We start from the raw sequence: 23,021 nt of genomic DNA, 5'->3' as shown, positions 1-23,021 counted from the left end.
GCAACCCGTGGTCCTCTCCCGGTATCGATATGGACGACGCGGCGGGTCGCACACCCCGTCGCGAGCAGCAGCAACAACGTGACGGCTCCGGCCAGCCTCATGGCGCTCCCCAAGATCAGGAAGCGCGGCATTCTGACCTCAGTGCGTCAGCGCCTCCAGGGCCTTCGCCTGCGCGTCGATGAAGTGCCCGTAGTCCGAGTCCACCTGGTCTGAATAGGCGCAGGCGAACTCGGTGACGGCCTCGTCGAAGTGGTCATTGCTGCCCAGGTATCCAGCGATGAGCGCGGCGTCGCCGGTGCGCGCATGGGCGCGGGCCAGGGTGGCTCCACAGGCGTCCGCGTAGTCCTGGAACACCGGCGCGTCCATCTTCTCCGCGTCCAGCGCACCCTTCATGTCGCGCAGCTGGCGCACGTAGAACGCGCCCATGCCCTCCACCTCCGTCCAGCCGAGGAACAGGTCGGAGAAGGCCTGCATGCGCCGCTGGCCCACCACCACGCGCTCGCCCGCGCTGTGGAACTCGCTGGGGCCCAGGTAGGGCTCCAGCACGGAGGCCTTGGCCTCCTTGAGCTGCAACACCAGCGGATCCTCCCCGCCGTTGCCTTCACACAGCACGACGTAGGCCTGCAGCCCCACGCTGCCCACGCCCACGACCTTGAAGCCCCACTCCTTGCGCCGGTAGCGCAGACACAAATCCCTCACCGCGCCGTCCAGCGACTCCAGGTAGCCCACCGTGAGCCGCTTGATGCGCCGCTCCAGCTCCGCGGGCGTCACGTCCATCTTCACCGCGCTGAGCGGGAACAACAGAGGCGGCTGGTAGGCCAGGTGCCGCTGACCGTTGCGCTCCACGGTGAGCTTCTCCACCGCGTGCGCGCTGGTGTGCCGCTTCGCCTTCTCCACCGCCTGCGCGGCGAGCTTCGCGGTGTCGTCGGAGTCGGAGTTCTTCAGCTCCTTCGCGTCCACGTGGAGAGACCAGACCTCCAGCAGGCTCCGGGTCGTCAACTCGCGCATCGTGAGCCGGTAGGACTCCACGGCCTTGCGCGCGGCCTTCTTGCCGCAGCGAGCGCCCAGGCCGTTCTGCTTCGCGGCCACCACGAAGCTCGCGGCCAGGCGCTTCACGTCCCATTCGAAGGGGCCGGGCAGCGTCTCGTCGAAGTCGTTGAGGTCGAAGATGAGGTTGCGCTCGGGCGTGCCGAAGAGGCCGAAGTTGGCCAGGTGCGCGTCGCCGCAGATTTGACTGCGCAGGCCGCTGTGCGGCGTGTGGGCCAGGTCGCGCGCCATGACGAAGGGCGTGCCGCGCAGGAAGGCGAACGGAGACTCCGACATGCGCTCATGGCGCACGGGCACCAGCCACGGCAGCCGTGTGGCGTCGGACTCCTTGAGCTGCGCGAGCGGATCACGTCCCCGGAAGGGCTTCCACGCGGCGTGGCTGCTCCGGGGACAGCGCTTGCGCAGGGCGCGGCCGGCGTCCATGCGCTCCTCCACGGCGCGGAAGTCCACGGCCTGGAGCCGTGAGGGCTTCAGTTTCCGAGGGGGGCGCCGCGTGCGCTGCTGTTTCTGGTTGGATACGAGGGGAACCTTCGCGGCTCCCAGCTCGGATGTACCGTCCGCATCCATGGGGTGTGTGACTCCTCACCCCAAAGGTGGGGCCGACCCCTGGAAACGGGAAGCGTCCGGGGCCGGAAAGTCCCCTGCCCCCGGGAGCATGGGCGGATGGAGTGTTCACCCGTGGGTGCGCTTCAGGCCTCGGCGGCCAGCAGGTCCCGGAGGATGTCCCGGGCGCGCGTCCACAGCAGCGAGCCGCCCTCGTCCGGCAGGAAGTGGCGGACCGCGCGGGGAAAGCGCGTGGCGAGCAGCGCGCCTCCATCCGGCGAGTGCACCGGGCTGGTGTCGCGCCCGCCGTACCAGAGCCGCACGGGCACGGTGATGGCTTCGGGCGGGACGGGCCACCGGCCCATGGCCAGGGTGAGGTCGCGCGCGTAGCCGCCGGCGCCTTGCGCGAAGCCCTCTCGCAACGCCTGGCGATACGCGGACGCGAAGGCGGGCTTTCGGTAGAGGGCGCGGTCCTCCGGTCCGCTCATGCCGTCGACGAGCGCCCACATGCCATCCGCGTCCGCGCGCGCCGCGAAGCTGGCCTCGAAGCCCTCTCGGTCCGACTCGATGGCGGCGACCATGCCCGCGACCTGCGCAGGGAGCAGGGCCCGGGTCGCGGGGTGGGCGAGCTCGTCCTGGCCCGCCACGAGCGCCAATGCGGACACCCGCCCGGCTCCCGCCAGGGCCACCGCGAACGGAGCGCCCTGGGAGAAGCCCACCACGGCGGGCCGCGACAGGCCCGTGGCGTCCAGCACCGCCGCGACGTCCGCCGTCCAGCGCGAGAAGTCCTTGAGCGGATCCGGCTGGGAGAGGCCCAGCCCCGCCCGGTCCACGCAGAGCAGCCGCACTCCCAGCTCGCGCACCGCCTCCGCGCCGAAGCCCAGCGAGCTGCTCGTCGCCGCGCCGGAGCAGAAGAGGACCGGCATGCCGTCGGGCGAACCCCACTCCGTCCACCCCACCCGCCGTCCGTGCTCACGCTCCAGGTGGTGACTGCGCTCCGGTGCCGTCAGTGCAAGCGTCATGGGCGCAAGCCTGGGAAACACCGGGCGTGGCGTCCAGCGGATTCCCGCGCCGCGAGGGCCCGGAGCGTGGGTCACTCCTGGCGAGACACCCTCCTCGCCGTGAGCGGGATGCCGTGCTTCGGGCGCAGGGTGATGGCGGGGAGGACCTCCGGCGCGGGCCCTGGCTCGGCTTCGAAGTGGAAGCGCTGGAGCACCGTGGCCAGCACCAGGCGGATGACCATCAGCGCGGAGCCCGCGCCGATGCAGAGCCTGGGTCCTCCTCCAAAGGGGCAGTAAGCAAAGCGCGGAATGCGCCGCTCCAGTCCGTCCGCCCAGCGCTCGGGACGGAAGGCCTCCGGCTCCGGGAAATGGCTCGCGTCCCGATGCAGCGCCCACTGGGACCACGCCACCACCGTCCCGGCGGGCACGAGGACGCCGTCCATCCGGTCGTCCTGCTCCGCCACCCGGCTCATGCCCCACGCGGGCGGATACAGACGCAGCGACTCCTTCACCACCTGCTCGCAATACGGCAGCGACGGCAGGTCCGCCACCGTGGGCTCGCGGCCTCCCAGCACCGTGGCCAGCTCCCGCCGCAGCGCTGCTTGCGTGTCGGGATGGCGCGCCAGCAAATACAGACTGAGCGCCAGCGCGGCGGCGGTCGTCTCATGCCCGGCGATCATCAAGGTCAGACATTCGTCGCGCAGCTGCGCGTCCGTCAGGTGCTCGCCGTCCTCGGCCTGCGCCTCCAGCATCAGGCCCAGCAGGTCCTCTCCGGGGCCGCCCTGCCTCCTTCGTCGCTCCACCACGTCGTCCACCACGGCGTGCAGGGCGCTCAGGCCCGCCCTGAACCGCCGCTGCCCCGGCGTGGGCACCCAGGCGGGCAGCGAGATGGGCGTGTCGAAGAGGTGCTGGGCGTGCAGCATCACCGCCTCCATGGCCCGTCCCAGCTCGCGCGCCTGCGCGGAGAGGTTCGCGCCGAAGAGCGTCTCCGCCACCACGTCCAACGTCAGCGCCATCATCTCCGGGTACGCGTCGAAGGACGCTCCCTCCCGCCGTGACGCCATCCAGGTGTTCGCGGCCTTCACCGCCACGCTCCCGTGCGCGGTCAGCAGGTTCTTGTGGAAGGCCGGCTGCATCATCCGCCGCCGCCGCATCCAGAAGTCGCCGTGGCTGGTGAACAGGCCTTGGCCCACCACCGCCTCCAGGGCGCGCTTCTGGAAGGCGTCCTTCGGGTAGTTGCGGAAGTTCTTCACCAACACGTGCTCGATGGCCTCCGACGTGTTGAGCAGGTAGACGTCCGTCCCCACGAAGCGCGTCCGCACCACCGCGCCCCGGTCCGCGTAGCGCAGGAAGAAGCCCAGCGGATCCCTCCGGTACTCCAGCCCCTGTCCCACCCATGGCAGCCCCGCGGGAAGCGGGGGCGGAAGGACCGCGGAGTCGGAAGGGGCGGCGTGCATGCGGTGGCTCCTGGACGGGGCACAAAAGACCTTCCCGAGAGCGCGAGTGTATCCGAGCCGTTCCCGCGGAGGCCCAACGGTGACGGCGCACGCTACAAACCCAGCTGGGCCTGGTGAGCGCTACCGCTCGTCGCCCAGAACGGGCCGGAGCTGCCCGCTGTTGATGGCCAGGGACAGGTGCTGCTCCAGGGCCTCGCGCTCGTCGCGGGTTCCCGCGCGGAGGGCCTGGTGGAAGCGCTGTTGATCCGCTTCCGTCCAGCGGCCTCGCGTGATGGCGTCCGCCAGGACCTGTTGGCTCTGACGGGACGCCTCCACCTGTTCGGGCGTGGGGGTGGGGCGTGCCTCTTCCCCGGGCTCCGTGGGCTCCGTGGGCGCAGGGGCCTCCAGGGGCTGCCGGGTCGCGAGCACGGCGAGCTGTTCGCGGATGAGCCGCAGCTCCTCGCGGGAGTCCTGCGTCTGCATCACGACGGACGCGGGCGCGGGGCGGGACTGCACGAGGGGAAGAAGCCGGGCGAGCTGTGCATCCAGCTTCGCGTCCAGCAGCCGCTCCACCCGCGACTCCAGGGTGGCGAAGGTCAGCGCCACGCCCCCGGTGATGCCGAGCGCGATGCCCGGGACCTGTGACAACAGTGTCTGGAGGAAGGTCTTCATCGAAGGCTCCGGGGGCGTGACGCAAGCAGCGGGACTACGGCGCCTTCGGCTCCAGGTGCGAACCCTTGAGCACGTCGATGGTCTGACAGACGCCGGCCGCGTCCCAGGAGAAATAGATGTAGGCCGAGTCGTTGGCGGACTGGACGCTGCGCACGAGCGCCGGCGAGGACGAGTAGCAGGACACGTAGACGCTCGCCGCGCTGTTGGCGAAGCACCGCACCGACTCACCGGAGGTCGCGTCCGCGAAGGTGCGGCAATAGATGTTCTGGACGGTGTCCGCGCTGTTGCGCGCCGTGCCCATCGCGCCGTACGCCGTGCGGGCGGTCGTGTTGATGGTCACGAAGAACTGCGTCTTCGACCCGGCATAGGCCACGGGGACGGCCAACAGGGCCAGCGCGACGGACGTTCCCAACGCCTGCGTGAAACGCTTCATGGTGTGGACTCCTTCAGTCAACGGCTGAAGGGGTTACGCCGGGGCCCGCGATTATTCCCGCGCGGCTTTCCGGTATCGTCCGCGCACATCCCCTTCGCAGGAGCGTCCGCATGGGCAGCTATCTGGACTTCTACCGCCGCTCCATCGAAGCGCCGGAGGCGTTCTGGGCGGAGCAGGCCCGCCTCATCGACTGGGAGCGGCCCTTCGACGCGGTGCTGGATGCCTCCCGGCCGCCCTTCGCGCGCTGGTTCGTCGGCGGGCGCACCAACCTGTGCCACAACGCCGTGGACCGGCACCTGGCTACCCGCGCGGACCAGCTGGCGCTCGTCTTCGAGTCCACCGAGACGGACCAGCGCCGCCAGTACACCTACGCGCAGCTCCACGCGGAGGTGAACCGGACGGCGGCCATGCTGCGCTCGCAGGGCGTGAAGCGCGGGGACCGCGTCATCGTCTACATGCCCATGGTTCCGGAGGCCGTCTTCGTGCTGCTCGCCTGCGCGCGGCTGGGGGCCATCCACTCGGTGGTGTTCGGCGGCTTCGCGGCGCACAGCCTGGCCATGCGCATCGACGACGCGAAGCCCGTCCTGCTGGTGACGGCGGACGCGGGCATGCGCGCGGGCCGCGTCGTGCCCTACAAGCCGCTGGTGGATGAGGCCCTCACGCTCGCGAAGCACCCGCCCGCGCGCGTGCTGGTGCTGGACCGGGGGCTCGTTCCCAACAGCCCCGTCACGCCGGGGCGCGACGTGGACTTCGCCACGCTGGGCCGCGAGCACGCAGGCGCCCAGGTGCCGGTGGAGTGGATGGAGTCCTCCGAGCCCAGCTACATCCTCTACACGTCAGGCACCACCGGGAAGCCCAAGGGCGTGCAGCGCGACACGGGCGGCTACGCGGTGGCGCTGGCCGCGTCCATGCGCCACATCTACACGGGCCAGCCCGGCGAGGTGATGTTCACCGCGTCCGACATCGGCTGGGTGGTGGGGCACTCGTACATCGTCTATGGCCCGCTGCTGAACGGCATGACGACGGTGCTCTACGAAGGCCTGCCCATCCGGCCGGATGCGGCTGTCTGGTGGCGGCTCATCGAGCAGTACCGGGTGAGCGTGATGTTCACGTCGCCCACCGCCATCCGCATCCTGAAGAAGCAGGACGCGGCGTTCTTGAAGCGCCACGACACGTCCAGCCTGCGCTACCTGTTCCTCGCGGGCGAGCCGCTGGATGCGCCCACGCACGCATGGATTTCGGACGCGCTGCCGTCCACGCAGGTGCTGGACAACTACTGGCAGACGGAGACGGGCTGGCCCATCCTCGGGCCCGTTCCCGGGGTGGAGCCGCGCAAGCGCAAGCTGGGTTCACCGGGCGCGGCCATCTACGGCTACCGCGTGAAGCTGGTGGACGGGCTGAGCGGCGAAGAGGTGACGGCGGCGGACCAGAAGGGCGTGCTGGTGATTCAGCCGCCGCTGCCGCCGGGCTGTCTGTCCACGGTGTGGGGCGACGACGCGCGCTTCGTCTCCACGTACTTCGCGAGCTTCGACACGCCCCTCTACAACACCTTCGACTGGGCCACGCGCGACGCGGACGGGGACTACTTCATCCTGGGCCGCACGGACGACGTCATCAACGTGGCGGGCCACCGCCTGGGCACGCGTGAGATTGAAGAGGCCATCAGCGGCCACCCGGCCATCGCGGAGGTGGCGGTGGTGGGCGTGAAGGACGAGTTGAAAGGCCAGGTGGTGATGGCCTTCGCCGTGCCCAGGGACCCCGCGCGCCTGCAACGCGAGGAGGACCGGGACGCCCTCTCGCGCGAGGTGATGGACACGGTGGGCCGGACGCTGGGCGCCGTGGCCCGCCCCTCGGCGGTGTACGTGGTGGCGAACCTGCCCAAGACGCGCTCAGGCAAGCTGCTCCGCCGCAGCATCCAGGCCGTGGCGGAGGACCGCGAGCCGGGAGACCTCACCACCATCGAGGACCCGGGCGCGCTGGAAGGCATCCAGGCGGCGCTCAAGGCTCGGCCCCCGAAGGCTTGAATCGGAAGAAAAGCCCGGCGCGGCCCCCAGGGCCGTGGAGGCCGCGCCGGCATACAACTACTGCCCGGAGCTCACCGTGAAGGTGGCGCCGGAGTAGGCGCTGTAGCCGCGGATGAGCACGTAGTACGTGCCCGACTGTGCGCCGTTGATGGTGCAGGTCTCGTCGCTGCTGGCGCCCGCGGAGCGGCAGTCGTAGCTGGTGGTCGTGGGCGCGCTGCCGAACTTCACGTAGAGGTCCGCATCACCCGTGCCGCCCGCGAGCTGGAAGCGCATGGCGGTGGCGCCGGACGGCTTCACGTAGCTCAAGTTCGTGTTGCTGTTGCGGGCGCCGGACACGTTGGTGAGCGTGGTGACGGTCGTCCAGACCGGCGGCGCGGCCACACCCACGGCGCTCCAGGCCTCGTTGACGGACGTGACGGCGCTGGCGCCGTACAGGTCCGCGGCAGCCTGCGCGGTGGCGCCGCGCGCGTCGGCGAAGGTGCTGCCCGGCGTCAGGTAGACGGTGTTCGCGCGGTAGAAGATGGCCGCGCCCTTCATGATGCTGGCGTAGGCGTTGGCGTCGAGCGCGGGCACCACGTTGCTCGTCTTGCCGCGCGGGTGCGTGCCGCCGCTGACCATCAGGTGGAACGCCAGGTTCGCGATGCCGGAGTTCCAGTGCACGCCGCCGCTGTCCGACGTGCCGGTGTAGCGCGTGGGGTAGTAGTCGTAGTCCCCCGCGATGGCCGGGTCGTTCATGTAGCGCAAGGCGTCGCCCGCGGTGGCCGGCGTCCAGCACTCTTCGCCAATCTTCCAGGTGTTGGCGCTGACGGCGCCGTCCCGGTACGCCTCGATGGCGGCGCCGAAGACGTCGGACATGGCCTCGTTCAGCGCGCCGGACTCGTTGGCGTAGATGAGCTCCGAGGACGTGTCCGTGACGGCGTGGGTCAGCTCGTGGCCCACGACGTCCAGCACCGTGAGCGCGCTGGACTGCGAGCCGTCACCGTCGCCGTAGACCATCTGCGTCCCGTTCCAGAACGCGTTCACGTAGTTCTTGCTGTAGTGGACGCTGGAGGTGAGCGCGGTGCCCAGCCCGTCGTAGCTGTCCCGGCCGAACACGTTGGCGTAGAAGTCGTACGTGAAGCCCGCGTTGTCATGGGCCTGGTCCAGCACCGCGTCGCCAGAGGCGCCCTGGCCCTCGCTGCGCACCAGCGTGCCGGGCAGCGTGGTGCGGTTCTTCGCCGTATAGGTCTTCCGGTTGCGGCTCGTCTGCAGGTTGTCGAAACCCCAGACGGAGTCACCGGTGCGCGCGTCGATGAAGACGTTGGGCATGGAGGGCAGGCCGTCCACGTCCACCGTCTCCAGCTGCACGCGCCACGTCAGGCGGGTGTCCTTGCTGTCGGCGAGGATCTGCAGGTCCGCGCGGGGCGCACCCGTGAGCACACTGCCCGCGGCCTCCAGCCCGGACACGGCGCGCTGGATGGCCTCCTGGGCCCGCAGCCGGGGCGTGGTGTCCACCTTGAGGTCGCGCACGAGCTTGTCCGTCACGCCCGCGACCGCGCCGTTCGCGTCCAGGTGGACGATGGCCGCCGCGCCAAAGACAGGCACGCCCTGGAACGTCTGCGTGAGGCGCTCATGCGCCTGGCCGCGCCCGTCCACGTGGAAGCGCCGCGAGGTCAGCTCGCCCGCTCCCTTGAGGAAGCCGGGGCGCTGCGCCTGGAGCTGGCGGAGGCCGTCGCCGCGCACGGGCTTCGCGGCCAGCGCGCTGCCCTGCTGCGCCTCCGTCTGGGAGGTGTCTTCCGCGGTGTCGGTGGGACCACAGGCGCTTCCCAGCAGCAGGAAGGACGCGAGCGAGGCGTAGTGACGGATGCGCATGGGGGACTCCGGTTCGCGCGAGGGGCGCTTTCCAGGGGGTGTGCTTTCACCCAGAAAATAAAATTCCTGGGCAATTCAGGAGACCCGGGATCCCACGAAGTGGCCACTGCGGGAGCTTCAGCCCTTGCGCAGCTTCACATCGCGCTTCGCGCCGGGTGCCGCCGGGTCCTTGGGCAGGTGTCTCAAACCCATCCACCCGAGCGCCGCGACATGGCGGGCCACGTTCTCCGTGGAGAAGGCCTTGCCCTCCGCCGCCCACCAGTGGCCCACCTGCGTCACCATGCCCACCAGCGCGTTGGCATAGATGGGTGCCACCTTGGGCGGGTAGCCGGCGTGCTCGAACTCGCTGCGGAAGACGTCGCTCACGCGCTGGGCCAGGTCGTCGATGACGCGCGTCAGCCCGCGCCGCGCCGCCGCCGTGGGCGAGTCTCGCGTCAGCACCGCGAAGCCCGCCGGCTCCTCCTTCACGTAGGCCATGAACGCCAGCACCGCGTCCTCGAAGCGCTGCCGGGGCGTGCCCTGGGCGATGCTCGCGGACACGCGCGCCACCAGGTTCTCCAGCTCCCGGTCCACGATGGCCGCGTACAGCCCCTCCTTCGCGCCGAAGTGCTCGTAGACGATGGGCTTGGACACGCCCGCTTGCTGGGCGACCTCTTCAATCGAGGTCGCCTCGTAGCCCTTCGAGGCGAAGACCGACCGGCCGATCTCCATCAACTGGATCCGGCGTTCCGCACCCGTGAGCCGCTGTTTCTTCTTCAAGTTGACCTCTAACCTACCCGTCGGTAACTTACCCGACCGAAACCTACCATCCCGTAGGGAAAGCGTGGAGTCGCCACCGTCATGAAATGCTTCGTTTCGAAGGGTGTCGAGTCCGCCATGGGGCGCGCGTGAGCGCGGCGGTGCCGGGCATGGAGAAGCCGAAGCTGCGGGGCGTGCTGCACCAGTGGGCGGCGGCGTTCGCGGTGGGGGCGGGGGTGGTGCTGGTGGCGATGGCGCCCACGCAGCGCACGGCGGTGGCGTCCGCGCTGTACGCGCTGAGTCTGGTGGGGCTGTTCACCATCAGCGCGACGTACCACCGGGTGAACTGGTCACCGAAGGCCCGCGCGTGGATGCGCCGGGCGGACCACGCGGCCATCTTCCTGCTCATCGCGGGGACGTACACGCCGGTCATCCTGCTGGGGCTGCCTCCGGAAGTGGGCAACCCGCTGATGGCGTGGCTCTACGCGGGGGCGCTGCTGGGCATCCTCCAGTCGCTGTTCTGGGTGGGCGCGCCCAAGTGGGTGACGGCGGCGCTGGCCATCGGCGTGGGGTGGACGATGATGCCGTACTTCGGCGACGTCTTCCGCGCGGTGGGGCCTTCCGCCATCGCGCTCATCATCGCCGGGGGGCTGGCGTACACGCTGGGCGCGCTCGCGTATGCCTTCAAGCGGCCCAACCCCCTGCCCGGCGTCTTCGGCTACCACGAGGTGTTCCACGCCATGACGTTGGTGGGCGCGGGGCTGCACTTCGTGCTGGTGCTGCGCCTGGTGCGCGCGGCGGGATAGGACGTTTGTCCTTCCCCGGGGGATTGCGCTAGAGCGTCGTCCCGGAGGGGATATGTCCATTCACCTGCGTGGAATGCTATGGGGCGCGGTCCTGGTGCTGGGGCAGGGCTGCGTGACGTCGAACTCGCTGCGGGATCCGGAGTTGCGCCGGCGCGCGGCGAACATCACCATCGTCAAGGCGGAGGAATTGCCCAAGCGGAGGTTCACGTTCCTGGGCGAGGTCGAGGCGGCCACCTGCACCAGTGGCATCCACCGGACCAACTACTCGCCCGCGGCCCTGCAGGAGATACTGAAAGGCGAGGCCGCGCGGCTCCAGGCCGACGCCGTGACCAACGTGGCGTGCGGCGAGGGCGGCGTGCGCTTCGAGTGCTGGACGTCGTACGAGTGCCGGGGAGACGCCATCCGTTGGGAGGAAGCCCCCGCTCCAAGCGGTGAGAAGTTCACGCTCCTCGTACGGGAGTGATGGCGGCGGGAGGCTTCAGCGCCCCGCGACGGCGAGCCGGCGCTTCGAGGCAGCGGGCTCCGGGGCCTGCTTCGGAGCCTTTCGGCCCAGGTAGGTCTCTCCCCAGGACTTGAGCGCGGCAATCACGCCTCGCAGCGTCTGGCCCTGCGGCGTGAGGCTGTATTCGACGCGCGGAGGCACCTCCGCGTACACCTGCCGGTGCACGAGCCCGCTCTCCTCCAGCTCGCGCAGGTGCTGCGTGAGCATCCGCTGGGTGACGTCCGGGATGCGCTTGCGCAGCTCGCCGAAGCGCAGCGTGCCTTCGAGCAGGTGGTAGAGGATGAGCCCCTTCCACTTGCCGCCAATCACATCCAGCGTCGCGGACACCGGACAACCGGCGGAGCAGTCATAGGTCTTGTGCCGGGCCATGGTTCCCTTTTCGTGCGTATGGGCGGAAATCCTGCGTACTTGTCCGTTCCAACCTTCGGGACGATGTTGCACGCAAAGGAGCCCCCAATGCGAGCCGTCGCCCTCACGAAGTACCTCCCCAGTGACCATCCCGAAGCCTTCGTCGACGTGGAGCTGCCGGACCCCACGCCCGGTCCTGGAGACCTGCTGGTGCGCGTGCGCGCCGTGTCCGTGAACCCCGTGGACGTGAAGGTGCGCGCGCCCAAGGACAAGGTGGAGCCCTCGCCGCGCGTGCTCGGCTGGGATGCGGCCGGCGTGGTGGAGGCGGTGGGGAAGGACGTGAAGCACTTCCGCCCCGGCGATGAAGTGTTCTACGCGGGCTCCATCGCGACGCCGGGGACGAATTCCGAGCTGCACGTGGTGGACGCGCGCATCGTCGGCCGCAAGCCGAGGGGGCTGACCTTCGCCCAGGCGGCCGCGATGCCGCTCACCTCCATCACCGCGTGGGAGCTGCTGTTCGAGCGCCTGGGCGTGCCAAGGCACAAGACGGGCACCCGGAAGGATGAGTTGCTCGTGGTGGGCGGCGCGGGGGGCGTGGGCTCCATGGCCATCCAGATCGCCAGCAAGCTGACGGACCTCACGGTCATCGCCACGGCGTCGCGGCCGGAGACGGTGGAGTGGTGCAAGTCCCTGGGCGCGCACCACGTGGTGGACCACCGCCAGCCCCTGGCCGAGCAGGTGAAGGCGCTGGTGCCGGGCGGCGTGCGCTACGTGATGGCGCTCACCGCGACGGAGCAGCACTTCGCGCAGCTGGTGGAGCTGATGGCGCCCTTCGGGCACCTGGGCATCATCGACGATCCGCAGACGCCGCTCGACGTGAACGCGATGAAGCGCAAGAGCCTGGCGCTCCACTGGGAGCTGATGTTCACGCGCGCGCTCTACGACGCGGATCCGCTCTCCCAGCAGCGGCTGCTCGACACGGTGGCGGACCTGGTGGAGGGCGGTACGCTGCGGACCACCATGACCCAGGACTTCGGGCCGCTCACCGCCGCGAACCTTCGTCGCGCGCACGCGGCGGTGGAGACGGGCCGCACGCTGGGCAAGATCGTGCTCAGCGGCTTCCCCTGAGGCCTCGCGGAGGCGGTGAAGTCCGCGCTGCCCGCCGGTAGACTCGTGGGCATCGTGGAAGACACTTCCGGAAGCGCGTGGCGTGCCTGGGCGAAGCGGGCCGCCGCGTGGTCCGTGCCCGCGCTCTTCTCCGCGCTGGAGACGTACACGTTCAGCCGGGACATGGCCGGGGCGCCCGCGCTGTGGCGGGTGTTCGCGGCGCAGATGCCCGCCTGGTACGTGTGGCTGCCCCTCACGCCGTGGCTCACCCGGCTCGCCGCGCGTGAGCCCCTGAGCCCTCCGAGGCCGCGCCCTGTTCTTGTGCACCTGGCGGCGTGTCTGGGCATGGGCGCCCTGTTCGCCGCCGTGTATGCGCTGACGACGGCGCAGTTCATGCCCGGGCGGGATGCCACCTGGGCCGCGCGCTGGCTGCGTGCATGGTGGGGCTGGTTGCCGATGATGGGCATGGCCTACGCGACGGTGCTGGCGGTGGCCTCCGCCACCCGGGCCTCCCAGCGGGCGAGGGACAGCGAGCGGCAGGCCGCGGCGCTCGCCGTGCAACTGGCCGAGTCCCGGCTGCTCGCGCTCCAGACGCAATTGCAGCCGCACTTTCTCTTCAACACGCTCAACGCCATCGTGGTGCTGGTGCGCGAAAAGGAGACGGAGGAGGCCGCGCGCATGCTGGTGCTGCTGAGCGACCTGCTCCGGCAGTTGCTCCAGCAGGGAGCCACCCAGGAGGTGTCCCTGCGCGACGAGGTGGCCGTGCTGTCGCGCTACCTGGAGCTCCAGCAGCTGCGCTTCGCGGACCGGCTGCGAGTGGAGTGGGTGGTGGAGCCGGAAGCGCTGGAGGCCCGAGTGCCTCACCTGGTGCTCCAGCCGCTCGCGGAGAACGCGCTCCGCCACGGCATCGGCGTGCGCTCTGCCTCAGGAGTGCTGCGCATCGGTGCGCGGCGGTGCGGAGACGCGCTGGAGCTGACCGTGCTCGACGACGGTCCGGGGCTGCCCCGGGATTTCGACCTGGAAGCGGCAAGGGGCATCGGCCTGTCGAACACGCGTGCGCGCCTGGCGCAGCTCTACGGCGAAGCGGGACGGCTGGGTGTCGCCAACGCGGAAGGGCAGGGCACCGTGGCCACGGTCCTGCTGCCCTGGCGCTCCGCGCCGGGCGTCGCTGGAGTGGCTCATGGCTGAGCCGAAAATGGCGCAGGCGTGCAATGCGCCGATGTCTTGGCACGGCCCGGAGCAGAGCCTGGCGCGAAGGCTGTGCGTCGTCGGGTGGCGTATGGCTGGGCCGTGGATGCTGCGGATGGGCGATGCGCCGTTGCCCTGGAGGGGGCCAGAGCAGCGCTTGACGCGCGGGCAAGAAACCACCGGGGTGGTGCATGGCTGAGCTGCGCGTGCTGCTGGTGGACGACGAGCCGCTGGCCCGGAAGGGATTGCGGCAGGCCCTGGCGCGCCATCCGGACGCGATGGTGTGCGGCGAGTGCCGAGACGGCCGCGAAGCGGTGGATGCCATCCGCGCCCAGCGGCCCCAGTTGGTGTTGCTGGACGTACAGATGCCGGAGCTGGACGGTTTCGGCGTGCTGCGCGAGGTGGGCGTGGAGCAGATGCCCGCCGTCATCTTCATCACCGCGTTCGACACCTTCGCGGTGAGGGCCTTCGACGTGCACGCGGTGGACTATCTGGTGAAGCCCTTCGACGACGCACGCTTCGGCGAGTCGCTGGCCCGGGCCCGTCAGAGGTTGCGCGCTGGCGAGGCCGCGGAGCTGGGGCGTCGGCTCGCGGACCTGCTGGCGGACGCGGGCCCGGCACCCAGGCCCGCCGAGCCTCCCGCGGACCGGCTGCTGGTGCGCGTGGGGCTGCGCTCCGTGCTCGTCCCTGTCGCGGACATCGAGTGGGTGGAGGCGGACGACTACTGCGTCACGCTGCACGCCGACGGCAAGGCCCACGTGCTGCGCGAGAGCCTGGCGGCGCTGGAGGCGCGGTTGGACCCGGAGCGCTTCGTGCGCATCCACCGCTCCGCCATCGTCAACGTGGCGTGCATTCAAGAAGTGCACCGTCCTTCGCCCACGGAGCAGGTGGTGGTGCTGCGAAGCGGCACGCGCCTGCGCGTGAGCCGCAGCCGCCGCGAGCACCTGGAACGGCGGCTGGGCCGGGCCCGCTAGGCCCCGAAACAACCCATGCTGCCCGCCGCCCGCCCGGCGCGGTCATCCAAAACCTGTCGGACAGTCGGACAGGTTCCAGCCGTCCGGGTCGAGCAGTCCCCTGCCGGGCGCGGTCTTCCAAAACCTGTCCGACAGTCGGACAGGTTCATGCCCTGCGTCCCAACCTGTCCGACAGTCCGACAGGCTTCCCGCGGTCGGCCCAAGCTGTCCGACAGTCCGACAGTCCGACAGGCTTCCCGCGGTCGGCCCAAGCTGTCCGACAGTCCGACAGGCTTCCTGCGGTCGGCCCAAGCTGTCCGACAGTCGGGCAGGTTTCCCGCGGTCGGCCCAAGCTGTCGGACAGTCGGACAGGTTCATGCCCTGCGTCCCAAGCTGTCCGACAGTCCGACAGTCCGACAGGTTTCCCGCGGTCGGCCCAAGCTGTCCGACTGTCCGACAGGCTTCTTTTGACCGGGGACGGTGGCCCTCGGCCATGACGGGGGGGCGCTGGCGGCGAACCTGTCCGACAGTCGGACAGGTTTCTGAGCTGCGCCGCCGACGGGGCGGCCCTGGATGGGTTCTCACCTTCTCATCCGTGGCGACAGGTTTCTTGTTTGAGGGCCTGGCTGGGCCTCAGGGCTTGCGGGACTTGTCCACGGCGGTGGTGAGCGCGCTCCAATCCGTGGGCTTCAGGTGCATGCCGAACACCTGGGACACAGGGAGCTTCTCGCGCGCGGCCACCTCCACGGTTTCGTCCACCTGCTGCACGTTGAAGAACGTGCCGTCCGGCTGGGGCTGCACCAGGTCGGACGTGTAGAGCAGCCGGTGTTCCGGCAGCCACGCGAACAGCATCCGCTCCCCTGTCTCCGTGCGCACCGGGACGAGCTCCAGACGGTTCTTCCCGGTGCCCAGCACGCGCCGTCCGTCCACGACCTGGAGCTTCGCGGCGCGCGGCTTCCTGGCGAGCGCATCCGGCACGAGCGTGCGCGGCGACGCCACCAGTCGCTCCACCAGCGCGCGGTTGAGGTCCAGCACGTGCACCGGGATGCCCCGGGCCACGTACTCGCGCAACCCGCCGATGTGCGGCCAGGCGTCGCTGGTGGACACCACGGCCTTCACCTTCAAGCCCGGGAAGCGCTTCGCTGCCTCGTCCAGCACTCGCGCCGAATAGCCGGACGCGAGCGGGCCCTCTACCACCACGACGCCGTCGTCCTGCGCCACCAGGGCCACGTTCCATGCGCCCGGTAGCTGCACCACCCCGGGAGCCACCTCCACGGGCGGCGCGTCCGGACGGACCACGGGGGCTTCGTCCAGCTTCCTCGCGCGGCGGGCCTCGAAGCCCTGCTTCACGTCGTCCGGCACGGCGAAGTCCGCGTCCGCGAGCGGTGGATCCACCGTCACCGCTGTCACCGTGACGGAGTGGTGTGGCTGGCCATTGCGCGCCCACTCCCAATGACGCGGGTAGCGCAGGCCGCCCGGCTCCAGCGTCCACGCCTGGAAGGACAGCACCGTGCGCACGTCCCCCCAGACGCTCCAGAAAGGGTCCTCCGGATGCGCATCCACTGTCTCCACGGCGGTGGGCAGGCCCGTGCGGGCGTTGAGGAACAGGCGCACGCTCGCGCGGTCCAGGTGGAAGGCGACGACGTGGTGGGGCACCTCCTGCAGCACCGTGTCCGCCTGGGCTCGCAGGTCCCTGGCGTCCAGGGCCGCGAGCAGCACGTGCTCGGGCGCGAAGGCCAGCCGCTCCTGCATGTCCTGGAGCTGCGCGGCGCCCAGCGGCCTCCACTTCCCCTGGAAGTCCGCCGCCGCCACACCGTCGGCGAGCAGCATCGTCACGCCCTTCCACTCATCCATCACCATCCCGCGGCTCTCGGACCTCTGGCGCAGGCGGCCCCGGTGCAGGTCGCGCACCTCTTCGAACTGCTCGTACATCACGAGGAATGGCGGCGTGGGGCGCTCGGACTGCTCCAGCAGGTTCCAGTGGCCCACGCCTCGAAGGCGCAGGCCCGTGAGCGCGCGGAGCCTGGCCTCGCCGCCCATGGCCTCGGCGGCGGCGCGGACGTGGGCGCGGCCGGGGTCCTCGGCGGCGGAGGCGGGCAGGGTGAGCAGCAGCGCCGCGACAGCGGACAACAGCAGGGGGCTTCGCATGGCCCCACGATGCCGTGGCTGGCACCTGCCTCCAGGGGCCATGCCGCCAGTGACCCGAATGGCGCGGCGAACGGTGCGCGGGACGCGGCGAATGGCGACGTCCCGCTGTCCCTCCCGCACCGGGCAGCCAGCCTTGTGTGGAGCCCTTGCCTGCACGGCCGGTCGCGGGCCTGCGGGACGGTGCACATCTTCGCCCGGGGTGAACCGGCCCAGGCGAGGGTGGACCATGAAGAAGACGGTGGCGGACCAGTTCGTGGAGGTCCTCGCGCTCGCGGGGGTGAAGCGCATCTATGGCGTGGTGGGCGACAGCCTGAATGCCCTCACGGAGTCGCTGCGCCGGCGGGGCGACATCGAATGGGTGCCCATGCGCAACGAGGAGGCCGCCGCCTTCGCCGCGGGCGCGGAGGCGCACCTCACCGGGCAGCTCGCCGTGTGCGCGGGGAGCTGCGGCCCCGGCAACCTGCACCTCATCAACGGCCTGTATGACTGCCACCGCAGCCGGGCGCCGGTGCTGGCCATCGCCGCGCAGATTCCCTCCGTGGAGCTGGGCACCGGCTACTTCCAGGAGACCCATCCGGAGTCACTCTTCAAGGAGTGCAGCCACTACTGCGAGCTGGTCTCCGGGCCCAACCAGATGCAGCGCACCGCGGAGATCGCCGTCCGCAGCGCGGTGGGCAAGGGCGGCGTGGCCGTGGTGGTGCTCCCCGGCGACATCGCCATGCTGAAGGCGGAGGACGCGCGCGCCCCCACGCCGGAGTCACTGCGCGCATCGCCGTCCCAGCTGATGCCCTCTTCCGCGCAGGTGGAGCAGATGGCCGCGCTGCTCAACCGCGGCGGACGCGTGACGCTGCTGTGCGGCGCGGGCTGCGAGGGCGCGGGCGCGCAGGTGGTGGAGCTGGCGAAGCGCCTTCAGGCGCCCGTCGTCTCCGCGCTCCGGGGCAAGGAGTTCGTGGAGAAGGACAACCCGCACTTCGTGGGGCTCACGGGGCTCATCGGCTACGCGTCCGGGTACTGGGCGATGATCGACTGCGACGTGCTGCTGATGCTGGGCACGGACTTCCCCTACCGGCAGTTCTACCCGGACAGCGCCGATACGCGGATCATCCAGGTGGACGTGCGCGCGGAGAACATCGGCAAGCGCACGCGGGTGGACCTGGGCGTGGTGGGCAGCGTGTCCGCCACCGTCCAGGCGCTCCTTCCCCGCATCGAAGCGAAGCGCGATACGAAGCACCTGGAGCGCGCGCTCGCGCACTATCGCAAGACGCGCGAGGAACTGGACGCGCTGGGGCAGGGCACGGCGGGCAAGAAGCCCATCTACCCCCCGCAGGTGGCCCGCGCGTTCGACCTCCAGGCGGCGGACGACGCCATCTTCACCTGTGACGTGGGCCTGCCCACGGTGTGGGCCGCGCGCTACGCGACCATGAAGGGTGGCCGGCGGCTGGTGGGCTCCTTCAACCACGGCTCCATGGCGAGCGCCCTCGCGCAGGCCATTGGCGCGCAGAAGGCCTTCCCGGACCGGCAGGTCATCGCCTTCTCCGGTGACGGCGGCTTCACGATGCTGATGGGGGACTTCATCGGCCTGGTGCAGCTGGGGCTGCCCATCAAGGTCGTGGTGTTCAACAACAGCTCCCTGGGCTTCGTGGCCATGGAGCAGCAGGTGGGCGGCATGCTCGACGTGGGCACCGCGCTCCAGAACCCGAACTTCGCCGCGCTGGCGGAGGCCGTGGGCATCAAGGGCCTGCGCGTGGAGGACCCGGCGCAGGTGGATGAAGCCGTCCAGCTGGCGCTCGCGACGCCTGGGCCCGTGTTGGTGGACGCCGTGGTCAGCAAGGCGGAGCTGGTGATGCCACCGCGCATCACCGCGTCCATGGCCGCGGGCTTCACCCTGTTCGGCATCAAGGCCCTGCTCAACGGCCGCACCAACGAGGTGCTGGAGCTGGCGCGCACCAACCTCTGGCGCTGAAACTCCTGGCATTTCCAGCGGTTGGGCAGGGCCGGAGAAAAATCAGCAGGGCCGCGAATCCATCCGGCCCGTGGCCGCCTCTTATCTTGCGAATGGGGATTTTCCCCGTCGCACGAGGCAGGTTCCATGGGCGTGACTTCGACTCCCGACGCGTTGTTGCTCGCGGCCCACGCCGGTGACCGAGACGCGATGGTGCACCTGCTCCAACTCCAGCAGCCGAACCTCCGGCGCTACGCGCAGAAGCGCTGCCTCATCAGCGACGTGGACGACGCGGTCCAGGAGGCCATGCTGGTGATGTCCCGCCACCTGACCGCCGTGCGCAAGCTGGCGTCGTTCTCCGGGTGGATGTTCAAGATTGTCCAGCGCGAGTGCCGCCGCCTGGCCCGCACGGTGCTGAAGAACGACCCCTACGAGGAGGCGCTCGTGGACCAGTGGATGTCCGCGCACACGCCGGACTCGCTGCGGCTGGACATGGCGTCCGCGCTGGAGTCGCTGCCGCCGCAGTACCTGGAGGTCGTCGTGCTGCGCGACTTCGAAGCGCTCTCCATCCGCGAGATGGCCGAGCGCCTGTCGCTGGACCCAGCGGCGGTGAAGAGCCGCCTGCACCGCGCCCGCGTGATGATCCGCGAATACCTGCTGGCCTGAAGCTCAATCCCTCTCATCTGGAGTCCTGTCATGGCGAACCCCCTGTCCATCCTGGGCATCATCCACACGCTCGTGAGCGTGCCTCCCATCGTCTTCGGCGTCTGGGCCTTCGTGCGCGACGGGCGCATCGACCCGGGGACGCGTGTCGGCAAGGCGTACGTCGCCAGCATGGTGACGTCGGTGGTGACGTCGTTCGGCCTGTCCAGCACGGGCGGCTTCAACCCGGGCCACGCGCTGGGGCTCGTGGCGCTGCTGCTCATGGCGGTGGGCGCGGCGGCGCCGGGCCTGGGCGTGTTCGGCCGCGCCACGGAATACGTGCGGACCCTCACGTACTCGGCCAGCTTCATGGTGCTGCTGGTGCCGGGCATCAACGAGACGCTGACCCGGCTGCCCGCGGACAAGCCCCTGGCCGACAGCCCGCAGTCCCCGGTGGTACAGGCCGCCCTGGCGACGCTGCTGGGCCTGTTCCTCTGCGGCGCCACGTACCAGGTGCTGCGGCTGCGCGCTCGGACGTACGGCCATGTAGGCGGACTGCCGAACCGCTGAAAAGCACGGGGCGTGTCGATTCGTGGGGCCCTGATTCGACGTGGAGTAGAAGGCCCGCGATTTCCACCTGAACGGAGCACGTCATGGACGCCACCCTTTCCTCCTCCACCCCCGGGGTGGACGCCTCCCCGAAGAAGAAGTCGTTCGCCCGCTTCCTGCCGACGGCGGCCCGCGTGTTCATGGGGCTGGTGTTCTTCGTCTTCGGTCTGAACGGGTTCCTGGAGTTCATTCCCGCGCCCAAGGACCTGGACCCGGCGGATCCGGCGGTGGCCTTTGGCGTCGCGATGAAGGCGACGGGCTTCCTGTTCGCGCTGGTGAAGGGCACGGAGACGGTGGTGGGCCTGCTGCTGCTGGCCAACCGCTTCGTCCCGCTGGCGCTGGCGCTCATCGCCCCGGTCATCGTGAACATCTTCCTGACGCACGCCTTCCTCGCGCCGTCGGGCCTGGGCATGGCGGTGGTGCTCCTGGCGGCGGAGCTCTTCCTGGCCTGGTCCTACCGGGCGGCGTACCGCCCGATGCTCGCCATGCGCGCTAAGCCTTCCTAGCGGACTCGCGCAGCTCCATGAGGAGGCGGCCCAGCATGTTGCTGCCGCTGCCGTCTCCTCCGTCGCCCCAGTAGTCGTCGTTCTCCGTGTGCTCCACCAGCTTCGCGTCGCCGGTGGCCTGGAGCAGGCGGGCGAGGTCCTCATGCTGGGAGAACTTCGCCTGGAGGGCCTCCCGCATCACCGCCACCTTCACGGATTCCCAGTCGCGGCGGAGCTTGCGCTTGCGGTCCCGGCCCATGCGCGCCGCCAGCATCGGGGAGTTGGCCTTGCGGAGCTCCTCCTGGTCCGAGGCGTTCTCGAACTTCTGCGCCTGGAAGAAGTGCTCCGTCGTGGGCCAGGTCTTGCCCCGGAGCTTGATGGGGTAGGGCGCGAAGTTCGAGCACCACCCGTAGTCGTCGGTCACGCTGTAGAAGTGGATCACTTCGGCCATGCCTGGAGCTTCGCGCACCGCCCGTGCTCGCGCTACTTCAGGCTCTTGAGGTCGATGACGAAGCGGTACTTCACGTCGCCCTTCTCCAGCCGCGTGAACGCTTCGTTGATGCCCTGGATGGGAATCAATTCGATGTCGGAGACGATGCCGTGCTCGCCGCAGAAGTCGAGCATGGCCTGCGTCTCCGGCAGGCCTCCGGTGCCGGAGCCGGAGAAGCTCGCGCGCCGGGAGAGGAGCGAGACGGGGGCCACCTCCAGCGGCCGGGCCGGGAAGCCCACCAGCACCAGGTGCCCATCGCGCCGCAGCAGCTCCAGGTAGGCGTTGACGTCGTGGACCGCAGAGACGGTGTCGAGGATGAAGTCGAGGCTGTTCGCCTTCGCCGCCATCTCCTCCGGCCTCGACGACACGACCACCTCGTGGGCGCCCAGCCGCAGCGCGTCCTGCTTCTTGCGGTCCGTGTGGCTGAAGACGGTGACGTGCGCGCCCATCGCCAGCGCGAACTTCACGCCCAGGTGCCCCAGCCCGCCCAGCCCCACCACGCCCACCTTCTGTCCCGGCCCCACCTTCCAGTGCCGCAGCGGTGAGTACGTGGTGATGCCCGCGCAGAGCAGCGGCGCCACCGCCGCGGGGTCCAGGTTCGCGGGCACCTTCAGCGCGAAGTGCTCGTCCACCACGAGGCGATCCGAATACCCGCCCTGCGTGATGCCCTTCCCGTCCCGCTCCCGGCTGCCGTAGGTCAGGACGCCCTGGACCTTGCAGTACTGCTCGTACCCGTCCCGGCAGTCCGCGCAGGCGCGGCATGAGTCCACCATCGTGCCCACGCCCGCCAGGTCACCCGGGCGGAACTTCGTCACCTCGCTGCCCACGCGGACCACGCGGCCCACGATTTCGTGTCCCGGCACCAGCGGGTACTGGGAGAAGCCCCAGTCGTTCCGGGCCATGTGCAGGTCCGAGTGACAGACGCCGCAGTAGAGGACGTCCAGTTGCACGTCGCGCGGGCCGGGCTCGCGGCGCTCGAACGGGAAGGGGGCAAGTAGGGAAGAGGCATCCGGGGCCGCGTAACCGCGAGCGGAAATCATGGGCAGTGCTCCTGAAGGAATGTGTCGCTTCCGACGCCCGGAAACATGTCCCTGGGAGGCTGTTCGCGAAACGGATGGAATCCGCACGATGCATGTTGGAAAACTTCCGAATGGCCACCACCTCCCTCAATGCCCTGAACGCCTTCCTCGCCGTGGGACGCCGGCGCAGCTTCGCGGCGGCGGCCATCGAGCTGGGCATCTCCCCGTCCGCGCTGAGCCAGCAGGTGCGTCAGCTGGAGGCGAAGCTGGGAGTGCCGCTGCTCACCCGCACGACGCGCAGCGTGGCGCTGACGGACGCGGGGCAGCGGCTCCTGGAGCGCGCCGGTCCTTCCGTGGCGCAGGCGTTGGAGGCGCTGGAGGCGGCCACCGCCAGCGCGGGAGAAATCACCGGCCGCGTGCGCCTGTCCGTGCCCACCATCTCCCTGTCCACGGTGGTGACGCCCATCCTGCTGCGCTTCGCCCAGCGCCATCCCCAGGTGGAGGTGGAGTTGCGCATCGAGGACCGCTTCGTGGACATCGTCGCGGAGGGACTGGACGCGGGCATCCGCCCGTTCGAGGCCGTCGAGCGGGACATGGTGCAGGTGCGTCTGTCCAAGCGCTTCCGCTACGTGGTGGTGGGCTCTCCCGCGTACCTCAAGCGCAAGGGGACGCCCCAGCGCCCGGAGGACCTGCTGGAGCACGACTGCGTGAACATCTTCCTGCCGACCACTGGCGCGAAGTACGCGTGGGAGCTGGAGCGCGGCAAGAAGACGTGGCGCATCCCCGTGCGCGGCCCCGTGCTCGCCACCAACGAGGAGGTGCTGGTGGCGATGGCGGAGGCGGGCCTGGCGCTCATGTATGCCTTTGAGCCCACCATCGTGCCGCGCTTGAAGCGCGGCACCCTGAAGCTCGTCCTGGAACCCTACGCGGCGTGGATGGAAGGGTTGTTCCTCTACTTCCCCAGCCGCGCCCAGGTGTCCCCCGCGTTCCGCGCCTTCCTGGACGTGGCCCGCGAGGTGACGGCTGAACGGCCCTGA

22 protein-coding genes are annotated in these 23,021 nt (G+C 70.2%); 11 read left to right on the top strand and 11 right to left on the bottom strand.

Annotated elements, in window-relative coordinates:
- Positions 1-138: 138 nt before the first annotated feature.
- From D7X30_RS07880 to D7X30_RS07860, 5 genes are all read right to left on the bottom strand, one after another.
- Positions 139-1,614, bottom strand: a complete 1,476-nt coding sequence (locus tag D7X30_RS07880; RefSeq protein ID WP_120562219.1) for a DUF2252 domain-containing protein — start codon at positions 1,612-1,614, stop codon at positions 139-141.
- A 122-nt stretch (positions 1,615-1,736) separates the two neighbouring features.
- Positions 1,737-2,612 carry an alpha/beta fold hydrolase gene (locus D7X30_RS07875; protein ID WP_120562218.1) on the bottom strand — a complete coding sequence of 292 codons (876 nt, stop codon included), beginning with the start codon at positions 2,610-2,612 and terminating at the stop codon, positions 1,737-1,739.
- A 71-nt stretch (positions 2,613-2,683) separates the two neighbouring features.
- Positions 2,684-4,048 (bottom strand): cytochrome P450, encoded by a 1,365-nt coding sequence (locus D7X30_RS07870; RefSeq protein ID WP_120562217.1) that lies wholly within the window; start codon positions 4,046-4,048, stop codon positions 2,684-2,686.
- 120 nt (positions 4,049-4,168) lie between these two features.
- On the bottom strand, positions 4,169-4,699 hold the full coding sequence (locus D7X30_RS07865) for a hypothetical protein (RefSeq protein ID WP_120562216.1): 531 nt from the start codon (positions 4,697-4,699) through the stop codon (positions 4,169-4,171).
- A gap of 34 nt (positions 4,700-4,733) precedes the next feature.
- Positions 4,734-5,132: a hypothetical protein gene (locus D7X30_RS07860; protein ID WP_120562215.1), complete on the bottom strand. Its 399-nt coding sequence runs from the start codon at positions 5,130-5,132 to the stop codon at positions 4,734-4,736.
- Positions 5,133-5,242: 110 nt separating this feature from the next.
- Between D7X30_RS07860 and D7X30_RS07855 the strand changes: the two genes are divergently transcribed.
- Entirely contained in the window at positions 5,243-7,156 is a 1,914-nt protein-coding gene (locus tag D7X30_RS07855; RefSeq protein ID WP_120562214.1) for a propionate--CoA ligase, read from the top strand.
- 57 nt (positions 7,157-7,213) lie between these two features.
- Here the strand turns inward: D7X30_RS07855 and D7X30_RS07850 are convergent, their stop codons facing one another.
- Positions 7,214-9,007 (bottom strand): M4 family metallopeptidase, encoded by a 1,794-nt coding sequence (locus D7X30_RS07850; RefSeq protein ID WP_120562213.1) that lies wholly within the window; start codon positions 9,005-9,007, stop codon positions 7,214-7,216.
- Positions 9,008-9,124: 117 nt separating this feature from the next.
- On the bottom strand, positions 9,125-9,766 hold the full coding sequence (locus D7X30_RS07845) for a TetR/AcrR family transcriptional regulator (protein WP_233591447.1): 642 nt from the start codon (positions 9,764-9,766) through the stop codon (positions 9,125-9,127).
- Between the two features lie 128 nt (positions 9,767-9,894).
- Here D7X30_RS07845 and D7X30_RS07840 point away from each other — a divergent pair, with 128 nt between their 5' ends.
- Both D7X30_RS07840 and D7X30_RS07835 read left to right on the top strand, forming a co-directional pair.
- A complete protein-coding gene (locus tag D7X30_RS07840; protein ID WP_370039098.1) occupies positions 9,895-10,551 on the top strand; it encodes a hemolysin III family protein in 657 nt (218 codons plus the stop codon).
- Between the two features lie 52 nt (positions 10,552-10,603).
- Entirely contained in the window at positions 10,604-11,014 is a 411-nt protein-coding gene (locus D7X30_RS07835) for a hypothetical protein (protein ID WP_120562212.1), read from the top strand.
- 15 nt (positions 11,015-11,029) lie between these two features.
- On the opposite strand, the gene D7X30_RS07830 is transcribed toward D7X30_RS07835, so the two are convergent.
- Positions 11,030-11,422, bottom strand: a complete 393-nt coding sequence (locus D7X30_RS07830; protein WP_120562211.1) for a helix-turn-helix domain-containing protein — start codon at positions 11,420-11,422, stop codon at positions 11,030-11,032.
- A gap of 87 nt (positions 11,423-11,509) precedes the next feature.
- Between D7X30_RS07830 and D7X30_RS07825 the strand changes: the two genes are divergently transcribed.
- The 3 genes from D7X30_RS07825 to D7X30_RS07810 all read left to right on the top strand — a co-directional run bounded on the left by D7X30_RS07825 (position 11,510) and on the right by D7X30_RS07810 (position 14,670).
- Positions 11,510-12,529 (top strand): zinc-binding alcohol dehydrogenase family protein, encoded by a 1,020-nt coding sequence (locus D7X30_RS07825; protein ID WP_120562210.1) that lies wholly within the window; start codon positions 11,510-11,512, stop codon positions 12,527-12,529.
- A gap of 54 nt (positions 12,530-12,583) precedes the next feature.
- Positions 12,584-13,696 (top strand): sensor histidine kinase, encoded by a 1,113-nt coding sequence (locus D7X30_RS07820; RefSeq protein ID WP_147443134.1) that lies wholly within the window; start codon positions 12,584-12,586, stop codon positions 13,694-13,696.
- A 191-nt stretch (positions 13,697-13,887) separates the two neighbouring features.
- Positions 13,888-14,670 carry a LytTR family DNA-binding domain-containing protein gene (locus D7X30_RS07810; protein ID WP_120562207.1) on the top strand — a complete coding sequence of 261 codons (783 nt, stop codon included), beginning with the start codon at positions 13,888-13,890 and terminating at the stop codon, positions 14,668-14,670.
- 612 nt (positions 14,671-15,282) lie between these two features.
- Here D7X30_RS07810 and D7X30_RS07805 read toward each other — a convergent pair.
- On the bottom strand, positions 15,283-16,797 hold the full coding sequence (locus tag D7X30_RS07805) for a hypothetical protein (protein WP_120562206.1): 1,515 nt from the start codon (positions 16,795-16,797) through the stop codon (positions 15,283-15,285).
- A 226-nt stretch (positions 16,798-17,023) separates the two neighbouring features.
- On the opposite strand from D7X30_RS07805, the gene poxB reads away from it, so the two are divergent.
- From poxB to D7X30_RS07785, 4 genes are all read left to right on the top strand, one after another.
- Positions 17,024-18,760 (top strand): ubiquinone-dependent pyruvate dehydrogenase, encoded by a 1,737-nt coding sequence (gene poxB, locus D7X30_RS07800; protein WP_120562205.1) that lies wholly within the window; start codon positions 17,024-17,026, stop codon positions 18,758-18,760.
- Positions 18,761-18,886: 126 nt separating this feature from the next.
- Positions 18,887-19,405: an RNA polymerase sigma factor gene (locus tag D7X30_RS07795; RefSeq protein ID WP_120562204.1), complete on the top strand. Its 519-nt coding sequence runs from the start codon at positions 18,887-18,889 to the stop codon at positions 19,403-19,405.
- 30 nt (positions 19,406-19,435) lie between these two features.
- The gene (locus tag D7X30_RS07790) at positions 19,436-19,951 is read left to right on the top strand and encodes a hypothetical protein (RefSeq protein WP_120562203.1); all 516 of its coding nucleotides are present in this window, start codon (positions 19,436-19,438) and stop codon (positions 19,949-19,951) included.
- An 83-nt stretch (positions 19,952-20,034) separates the two neighbouring features.
- The gene (locus D7X30_RS07785; protein WP_120562202.1) at positions 20,035-20,496 is read left to right on the top strand and encodes a DoxX family membrane protein; all 462 of its coding nucleotides are present in this window, start codon (positions 20,035-20,037) and stop codon (positions 20,494-20,496) included.
- Here the strand turns inward: D7X30_RS07785 and D7X30_RS07780 are convergent.
- Both D7X30_RS07780 and D7X30_RS07775 read right to left on the bottom strand, forming a co-directional pair.
- Complete coding sequence (locus D7X30_RS07780) at positions 20,483-20,926, bottom strand: NADAR family protein (protein WP_120562201.1); 444 nt, start codon at positions 20,924-20,926, stop codon at positions 20,483-20,485. The two genes, D7X30_RS07785 and D7X30_RS07780, sit on opposite strands and share 14 nt — an antisense overlap.
- Positions 20,927-20,958: 32 nt before the next feature.
- Positions 20,959-22,005: an NAD(P)-dependent alcohol dehydrogenase gene (locus D7X30_RS07775; RefSeq protein ID WP_120562200.1), complete on the bottom strand. Its 1,047-nt coding sequence runs from the start codon at positions 22,003-22,005 to the stop codon at positions 20,959-20,961.
- A gap of 110 nt (positions 22,006-22,115) precedes the next feature.
- On the opposite strand from D7X30_RS07775, the gene D7X30_RS07770 reads away from it, so the two are divergent.
- Complete coding sequence (locus tag D7X30_RS07770) at positions 22,116-23,021, top strand: LysR family transcriptional regulator (protein WP_120562199.1); 906 nt, start codon at positions 22,116-22,118, stop codon at positions 23,019-23,021.

The organism is Corallococcus sp. AB011P, from assembly GCF_003611605.1.
Taxonomy (GTDB): Bacteria; Myxococcota; Myxococcia; order Myxococcales; family Myxococcaceae; genus Corallococcus; species Corallococcus coralloides.
Note: the sequence above shows the minus strand (reverse complement) of the source record. Positions and strands in the feature narration are given on the sequence as shown.

What these genes read in the sequence shown, in the direction of transcription:
- D7X30_RS07865 (WP_120562216.1), bottom strand. Translation starts at nt 4,699, where the DNA reads ATGAAGACCTTCCTCCAGACACTGTTGTCACAGGTCCCGGGCATCGCG.
- D7X30_RS07860 (WP_120562215.1), bottom strand. Translation starts at nt 5,132, where the DNA reads ATGAAGCGTTTCACGCAGGCGTTGGGAACGTCCGTCGCGCTGGCCCTG.
- D7X30_RS07775 (WP_120562200.1), bottom strand. Translation starts at nt 22,005, where the DNA reads ATGATTTCCGCTCGCGGTTACGCGGCCCCGGATGCCTCTTCCCTACTT.
- D7X30_RS07835 (WP_120562212.1), top strand. Translation starts at nt 10,604, where the DNA reads ATGTCCATTCACCTGCGTGGAATGCTATGGGGCGCGGTCCTGGTGCTG.
- D7X30_RS07810 (WP_120562207.1), top strand. Translation starts at nt 13,888, where the DNA reads ATGGCTGAGCTGCGCGTGCTGCTGGTGGACGACGAGCCGCTGGCCCGG.
- D7X30_RS07830 (WP_120562211.1), bottom strand. Translation starts at nt 11,422, where the DNA reads ATGGCCCGGCACAAGACCTATGACTGCTCCGCCGGTTGTCCGGTGTCC.
- D7X30_RS07850 (WP_120562213.1), bottom strand. Translation starts at nt 9,007, where the DNA reads ATGCGCATCCGTCACTACGCCTCGCTCGCGTCCTTCCTGCTGCTGGGA.
- D7X30_RS07790 (WP_120562203.1), top strand. Translation starts at nt 19,436, where the DNA reads ATGGCGAACCCCCTGTCCATCCTGGGCATCATCCACACGCTCGTGAGC.
- poxB (WP_120562205.1), top strand. Translation starts at nt 17,024, where the DNA reads ATGAAGAAGACGGTGGCGGACCAGTTCGTGGAGGTCCTCGCGCTCGCG.
- D7X30_RS07780 (WP_120562201.1), bottom strand. Translation starts at nt 20,926, where the DNA reads ATGGCCGAAGTGATCCACTTCTACAGCGTGACCGACGACTACGGGTGG.
- D7X30_RS07825 (WP_120562210.1), top strand. Translation starts at nt 11,510, where the DNA reads ATGCGAGCCGTCGCCCTCACGAAGTACCTCCCCAGTGACCATCCCGAA.
- D7X30_RS07880 (WP_120562219.1), bottom strand. Translation starts at nt 1,614, where the DNA reads ATGGATGCGGACGGTACATCCGAGCTGGGAGCCGCGAAGGTTCCCCTC.
- D7X30_RS07770 (WP_120562199.1), top strand. Translation starts at nt 22,116, where the DNA reads ATGGCCACCACCTCCCTCAATGCCCTGAACGCCTTCCTCGCCGTGGGA.
- D7X30_RS07795 (WP_120562204.1), top strand. Translation starts at nt 18,887, where the DNA reads ATGGGCGTGACTTCGACTCCCGACGCGTTGTTGCTCGCGGCCCACGCC.
- D7X30_RS07805 (WP_120562206.1), bottom strand. Translation starts at nt 16,797, where the DNA reads ATGCGAAGCCCCCTGCTGTTGTCCGCTGTCGCGGCGCTGCTGCTCACC.
- D7X30_RS07875 (WP_120562218.1), bottom strand. Translation starts at nt 2,612, where the DNA reads ATGACGCTTGCACTGACGGCACCGGAGCGCAGTCACCACCTGGAGCGT.
- D7X30_RS07785 (WP_120562202.1), top strand. Translation starts at nt 20,035, where the DNA reads ATGGACGCCACCCTTTCCTCCTCCACCCCCGGGGTGGACGCCTCCCCG.
- D7X30_RS07855 (WP_120562214.1), top strand. Translation starts at nt 5,243, where the DNA reads ATGGGCAGCTATCTGGACTTCTACCGCCGCTCCATCGAAGCGCCGGAG.
- D7X30_RS07870 (WP_120562217.1), bottom strand. Translation starts at nt 4,048, where the DNA reads ATGCACGCCGCCCCTTCCGACTCCGCGGTCCTTCCGCCCCCGCTTCCC.